Origin of the sequence: Cohnella sp. (genome assembly GCF_041640265.1) — a bacterium.
Taxonomy (GTDB): Bacteria; Bacillota; Bacilli; order Paenibacillales; family Paenibacillaceae; genus Cohnella.
On the sequence record NZ_JBEQAP010000003.1, the window covers coordinates 248,648 to 255,984 of the forward strand.

The window sequence follows — 7,337 nt, forward strand, 5'->3', positions numbered from 1 at the left end:
TCAAGAGATCCCCCCGCTCAAGTTGAAATACGGGATACGGATCGTTATGCGTGTATAGCGGCCTTGCTCGCTCTCGACCTGCAGCCCGTATTCTTTGCCGAAATGCATTTGTATCCGACTATTAACATTCACCAATCCGATGCCGTTTCCTTGGCCGGGATGGCCTTGACTATCCCAGACAATGGACGTCCGCTCGACTTGCTGAATGCGCCGGCTAAGCTCATACACCTGCTCTTGCGTCATTCCCTCTCCATCGTCGGTGATCGAGATCAGCATTGTATTCCCATCCAATTCCGCCCGGATGACAATGGTCATCTCCTTGTCCCCCAGTCCGTGTTTAACGGAATTTTCAACGACTGGCTGAAGCGACATTTTGAGCAGCTCTTGGTCCATGAAGCCACTAGGAATGTCCGTCACTAGCTTCATCTTATCGTCGAACCGAATATTCGCGATATTGATGTAGTTGCCGATATGATTCAATTCATCTCTTAGCCTCACGTATTCGCTGTTCCAACGCATGTTATAGCGCATCATGCTGCCAAGCGAGGTCAGCGCGTCTGAAACGTCTCGCTGATCGTTGATTTCCGCCATCATTTTGATATTTTCAAGCGTATTATACAAGAAGTGCGAATCAATCTGGTTTTTCAGCGTAACAAGCTCAGCTTCCTTGGAAGCTGCTTGCTTGTTCACCGCATCTGCAATGAGCTCATTGATTTTGCGCAGCATCTTGCGGAAATGGTGAGCAAGTTCCCCGACCTCGCCCCCTCCGCGTATATCGATGTCGAACCCAAAATCTCCTTGCCGCACTTTTTTCATCGAATCGGTCAGGACATGAAGCTTTTTTAGAATAATGGAATTCAAGAAATAGGTTGAAAGCGTCAGAATGGCAAGCAAAATGACGTTGGCCAGGATAATCCGGTTTCGTGTCTTGTTGATCCCTTCATAGACAGGTTCGAGTGTAGACACCTTCAACATGTATGCATCCAAAAGATCGATATAGGAATAGACACCCAAGAATGGAACACCTTCGATAATAAATTCGAAGCTTCCCTTGCTGTCCGGCGCCGGCTCTATGAGAGCGAATTGCTGCCTAAGGATATCTTCCGTCAAACCCGAACGGTCCAAGAAGCCATTGGCCGGATGTCGGAACATGTGTCCCTTCCGGTCGAGAACGACCATCTGGGATTGATCCTCTTGCAGAGCGCTGAATGTGTTCGGAAAAAAATGAGTAAGCAGCATATCCACTTCCAGCACGCCAACGTGTGAACCAAACGGATGTTGGATCTCCTGAAATAGAGATACTTTGGGCCTTATTACTTCTTCTCCGCTAAGTCGGCTCTGAAGCACCTCACGATCAGATCGGCTAAACACCCAAACATCCTTCATCCCAGCATTCATGACCTGCGCGTACCAAGTATCCTTCTGAATCCGTTTTTCATAAAGAAAAACAGGCCACATCTCGAAGGTATAAGGATTACTCATATAAATACGGATAAGCTCAATATCCGGATTATTGTACTGAAGTCTAACAATGTCCTCCATGTTAATCCGGTCTACATCAATCAATTCCTGTACGGTTGGCTCGTTTGATCGGGATAAATAATCCCTAACATCCCCGACAAGCGGGGTCGCCATCTGCGCCGCTCTTTTCATCGTTTCCATATTGTTTTTGATATGGATCTGTTCGATCTCCAATGCATATTCGTTGTTTTTCTGTATTTCCTGAATGGCATTGCCGGTTAGTCCCCGGAAAATATATAGCGAAATAAGGAGGCTCGGAAGCAGCATAATAAGGATATAGGCAATTACGAGTCTTTTCTGCAAAGTTAGCTGTTCCAGCCGGAACATTCCTCTGCCAAGCTTGCTTTTCCAATATCGCAGCAATCTTCGTCACATCTCTTTCGCCCGGGTCATGCCCCTATTCTATCATGGGGTGCTGCAGTTCGATCCCCTAAACGTCCAAAAAACCCAGAAGTGCTGGGTTTTTTGAACTTGCCTGTCATCCATCCTTACTTCATGAATTCCGCTAATTTCTTCACATTCTCTTCATACATCTTCTGACGGTAGGCCATCAAGTCAGCAAAACCAGTTTTGTCGCGTTTCTCGATAAATTCATTAAAGGTTTTATCGAAATCCGCGTCCGACTTGGACAGAAGCAGCTTAGGCAGAATCTTGCCCCATTCATTGGCAATCTTCGTTGCGTTGATGCCTTCTTTGGAATTGGCAGGCGGATTGATCAGATCATACTGCGAGAAGCTGGTCGTCTTGCCTTTGGTCCAATCCTCCAATTGCTTGAAGGGAGCAACGGATGGCGGCGCCCACTGCAGATTCATGTTCGTATCCATCAGCATCCAGAAGGTATGGGAGGAGCCGTATTGCTTGTCGAAAGCCGAGCGGTCCTTGTTCATTAATTCTAGCACTTCAGGCTTGAATTGGTCTTTGCCGTCGATCGTATCGTACGACACGCCTTTCTCGCCCAGGTACATATCCTTCTGGCCTTCTTCGCTAATTAAGTAGCTAAGGAACTTAATGGCTCTTGCTTTGTCTTTAACTTTTTTCGAAATTAAGGTGACTGTCCAACCTGAAATCGCAGGGCCGGCTAGGGTTGGCGGATCCATTTGGGCGTTCGCCGGTCCGTCAACCGCGATATATACGGAATTCGGATCATTCGCGAAAAGTACATTCTGCTGTGCAGCGAAGTCCGTACGTTGGTACAGCATCGCGAAATAACGGCCTTGCGAGATTTTTTCTTCCATTTGGGCGCGCTTGTCAACGAAAACGTCTTTGGAAATCAAGCCGTCTTGGTTCGCTTGGCGGAATACTTTCAGCCATTTCACAAACTCAGGATCCGTGGAACGGTCATACAGCTTGCCGTCTTTCTCACGCGGAAGCGCAAGGAAGTTTGCTAAGTAAGAGGAATCCTGCTGATAGTCGATGAAAGAATAGTTGCCAATGTCGCCGAATTCATGGAAGCCGATCGGGATAAGCGGTTGCCCGTTGACCTCAGGGAACTTTTCTTTAGCCAATTTCAACGCGTTCAGGAAGCCTTCAGGCGTTCTCATGTCAGGACTGCCGATCGCTTCATACATATCTTTACGCACAGCGAATGTTTGGTTAGAGGCAAACTCCGTGCCGAACTTCTGGAAGTCCTTCGGAGAAGAAGAAGCATTCGGGTAAACGTAAGTTTTGCCATCCGGCTGAGCGTACCAGGACAATTTGGCAGGATCGGCCACCTTGAAGAAGTAAGGATCGTACTCGTTAGCCAGATCCGTCAGAGACTCGACAAGACCGCCTTCCACCATCTTTTTCACGCCTTCTTCCCACCAGCCTAGAGTGATGAAGTCAGGCAGATCGCCGGAAGCAATCATAGCGTTAAGCTTATCGTTCTCGTTACCCGCAGGGACGATGAATTCGAGTTCGACGCCAGTTTTCTTCGTGATATATTGGGAAGTCGGATCAACGCCCCATTTGTTCGGGAACCAAGCAAAGTTCAAGTACCAGTCGAATTTGATCGGCGAAGTATCGGCTTTCCAGCCTTCTTCCGCAACCGGTTGCTCACTTGCACTTGCGCTGGCGCTTGCTGCCGGAGGTTCGCTGGATGCGCTCTGGATGCTCGCAGCCGGTTCATTGTTGTTGCCGGAACATGCGGCGACGATGGTAACCATAAGTGCTGCAATAATTGCTAAGCTAAGCCACTTTTTCATTGTCATACCCCTTTGAATAAATTTTATAGGATTTTCCCTTTCGGGAAAAGTAAAACCGTTCTTGATGCTAGCCTTTGAGAGAACCGATCATAAGCCCCTTGACGAAATACTTCTGCAGGAACGGATAAGCCAAGACGATTGGCAGCGTCGTGATAACCATGGTCGCCAGCTTAATCGATTGAGAGGTAACCGTTCGGTTGATCGCCCCTCCTGCAGCCCCAACGATTTGATTCGAGCTGGACTGAGCGATTACCCTGTACAGGAAGGTTTGGATGGGCTGCAAATCCGCATTGTTCGTGTAGAGCAGCCCCGTGAAGTAATCGTTCCATTGCCACACGCCATGGAACAGCGCGATCGTGGCGACAACCGGCAGAGACACCGGCAGGACGATTTTCACGAATATCGCGAAGTCGTTGGCGCCATCGATTTTGGCCGCTTCCTCCAGCCCCTCGGGAATTTCCCTGAAGAAGGCCAGGAAGATAATAAGATCAAAGAAGCTGAACATAGCCGGATAGATGTATACTCCGAAGGTATCAAGCAGTCCTAAGTCGCGAAACCATAGATAGGTTGGAATCAAGCCTCCGCTAAAGAACAAGGTAACAGTTCCGAACACCATATAAACATTACGGCCAATCAACTCTCTTCTTGATAAGGCATAGGCAACCATTGCCGTGAAGAAGACGTGAATCACGACTCCTATGACTGTTTTGGCTACAGTCACGCCCATGGCGGTCATTATTCCGGCATTCTTGAATACAGTCGTGTAATTCTCAAGGCTGAAATCACGAGGGATCCAATAGATATTGCCGCCGGTCATGGCATCTTGGCCTTCGTTAAACGAGTTAACCAGCACATACCAAATCGGATACAATGTGGCGAAACAAATGAGCAGCATTACGATTACGTTAAGATTATCGAAAATGTGATCTCCGCGCGTTCTGCGGTCTCTTGTCCACATGGTCGTTCACCGCCTTTCTAGAATAGGGAAGATTGATTCATTCGTTTGGTCACGGAGTTGGCGATCAATAGGAGGAAGAGAGCGATGAACGCTTTAACCAAATTTACAGCGGTAGAATAGGAAAACCGTCCTTGCGAAATACCGATTTCATAAACAAAGATGTCGATAACACCGCTGGCGCTTTCGTTCAATTGGTTTTTCAGCACGAGAATTTGATCGAAATTGGAATTGAGTATTCCGCTGACTGCCAGAATAAACAGGATTGAGATCGCCCCTTTGATACACGGCAGCGTGACAAACCACATTTTCTGGAAACGCCCCGCACCATCAATCGTCGCGGCTTCATAGAGCTCAGGCGATATGCTGGCGATGGCAGCGATATAAATAATAGCCGACCAACCAAACTCCTTCCAGATGTCCGACGCGATAACGATGCTCCAGAAGTAACCGGGTTCGCCCAAGTAATAGATAGGCTCATCAATGATACCGAGACCCATTAATACGTCATTAACGATCCCTACATCCGACAGCCACGTTGTCAGTATTCCTCCCAATATGACCCAAGAAAGAAAGTGCGGAAGATAGGAGATTGTCTGCACGACCCGATTGAATTTCAGGGAACGAAGCTCGTTCAGGAAAAGCGCGAATATGATCGGCAGCGGAAATCCGATGATCAGCTTCAGCAAGCTAATGCCGAGCGTATTCTTGATGACCTCAAGTATTTGATCATCCTCGAACATCGCTTGGAAATGAGTCCATCCCGCCCAAGGCGCGTCCGATATTTGACCAATGCCGATGTAATCCTTGAAGGAAATAATAATTCCATACATCGGAATGTAGTTGAACAGGATCATCCAGGCGACTCCGAGAAGCGCCATAACTTGCAGATAACGCTGGCCGTAGAGTTTACGGAGAATATTCGCACTCCCCTTTTTTCTGTTTACAGGCTTCTGTATCGGGATTTGCATTCCCGCGTTTGTTTCCATTCCGGCCACACCTCCTAGCAGTTCTGTAAGCCTTTTCACGAAAATTATACTGAATGGATATTTGGAAAGTAAGGCGTCAAATTTTATCTAAGGTTGCATTTTTTCAGGTTTAAAGACAGTAAAAAAGAAGCCGACCCGTAAAGATCGACTTCCTTATTCATTTAACCCTCTAAACAATCAACGGTTCAAAGCTTTGCTGCATTTCCTATGCGAATCGATAGTAGAGAAGGATAAAGGCTGCAAGCACAAGCAAGAAGTTAAGGCCCACGAAAATAATCCGGTCCAGCTTGGTTTTGTGCATGTCAACCGGAGGCTTGTAGAAGCTCACCCCTTCGATAATGAACAAAATCAGTATGATGTGAATCATGAAGTGGCCAACGATTTCTACATATCCGAACAGCATCGTCGTCGTGATGAAGATAAGCGTCAGAACGATGGACAACAGCCGATTCAGTATTCCGACCACAAGCAAATATCCGACGACGAATTCGATGAATGCAGCAATTACGATAAATACCGTTGGAGGAAACCCGAAGGTTGGAACTCCATGCTGGTGGACAATATCTAGGCTCATCGCGGGATAAATCCACTTCTCGGCCGCAACCCAGCATAAGGAGAGTCCAGTGCCCAAATATAGTAGAGGGAATGCCATCCTCTCGTAAGGTGTCTTGTACATCGCCAATGCAGCGGCAATAGCCAAATAAAAGCCATAATCCAGCATATGAAACAGGCCGTATTGTGAGGCGTAGTAGACATAAAGACCAAATAAAACAGTCGAAGCGAGCTTGACTGAATAATGGGATGGCACGAGTAATAATGCAATCGCCGCTATGACTGCTATATGAATGACACTCTCAGGAGCCGCAAATTCAGGAGCGAACAACCCACCCTCTAAGAGACCCCATAGAAGAGAGGCGGCCGTACCATACTGGAGGATTGTAAATGACCACGGTCTAAGCTTCTCCAACTGCCTATCCAGTTTACCTATTGCCGGAATCTGCATAATTGCAGGAAGAAGCTGTGTTAATACTGCTAATAACAGTGCTACTACTAAAGCCGTACCCATAAACACGGGAGATAAGATTTTGCTAATCTCTTCTTTAACAGGAACGACATCTGTAAACCATTTGACGTGCGCGAAATGAAACATGTCCTCTACCCCCATTGGTCTCGATGAACCAGCTTTAGTATACCATTCCTTTCCTTGCTATTATCCTTCGATCAATCCGCTCACAACCCTTTGTTGACATTGTTTAACAAAACCTGTATAATATTTGGTTGTAGAAGTAGTAACCCTCAGTTTTTCCTCTTTGGGCAATATTCCTCCGTTTTCCCTAACACATTCCTTACGATTTATCTCAATGATTTATCTCAGCTGCTGGAAGGAACACGAATTCTCACTGGCGCGGCCATGGAGCCGTAAGAACGATGGAGAGGTAGGGCTATCGTTGTTTTCGTGAAAGTGAATTCAGGAAGAATCGCGCGGTTGCGCTTCAATATTAAGACCCCCCAGACAAAGTCTGCGGGGGTCGTCCAATTTGTACATTTCGAATCGATTTTTTAATCGAGTAGGAGGGAGTGATTAACTCCCGACCTCTCACACCACCGTACGTACCGTTCGGTATACGGCGGTTCATGAAATATTCCGTAGTGAGTTATATCTGTCCACTAAACTCTTCAAACCATTAG

At 47.0% G+C, this 7,337-nt stretch carries 6 protein-coding genes; all 6 read right to left on the reverse strand.

The features are described 5' to 3' along the window. The gene (locus ACESLK_RS04265) at positions 1–1,884 is read right to left on the reverse strand and encodes a sensor histidine kinase (protein WP_372662707.1); all 1,884 of its coding nucleotides are present in this window, start codon (positions 1,882–1,884) and stop codon (positions 1–3) included. 125 nt (positions 1,885–2,009) lie between these two features. Then, complete coding sequence (locus tag ACESLK_RS04270) at positions 2,010–3,704, reverse strand: type 2 periplasmic-binding domain-containing protein (protein ID WP_372662710.1); 1,695 nt, start codon at positions 3,702–3,704, stop codon at positions 2,010–2,012. Between the two features lie 67 nt (positions 3,705–3,771). After that, positions 3,772–4,662: a carbohydrate ABC transporter permease gene (locus ACESLK_RS04275; protein WP_372662713.1), complete on the reverse strand. Its 891-nt coding sequence runs from the start codon at positions 4,660–4,662 to the stop codon at positions 3,772–3,774. A 17-nt stretch (positions 4,663–4,679) separates the two neighbouring features. After that, positions 4,680–5,630 (reverse strand): ABC transporter permease, encoded by a 951-nt coding sequence (locus ACESLK_RS04280; RefSeq protein ID WP_372662764.1) that lies wholly within the window; start codon positions 5,628–5,630, stop codon positions 4,680–4,682. A 223-nt stretch (positions 5,631–5,853) separates the two neighbouring features. Beyond that, positions 5,854–6,798 carry a DoxX family membrane protein gene (locus tag ACESLK_RS04285; protein WP_372662716.1) on the reverse strand — a complete coding sequence of 315 codons (945 nt, stop codon included), beginning with the start codon at positions 6,796–6,798 and terminating at the stop codon, positions 5,854–5,856. Between the two features lie 221 nt (positions 6,799–7,019). Further along, positions 7,020–7,145, reverse strand: coding sequence for a hypothetical protein (locus ACESLK_RS04290; protein ID WP_372662719.1), 126 nt, complete (start codon positions 7,143–7,145; stop codon positions 7,020–7,022). Positions 7,146–7,337: the final 192 nt, after the last annotated feature.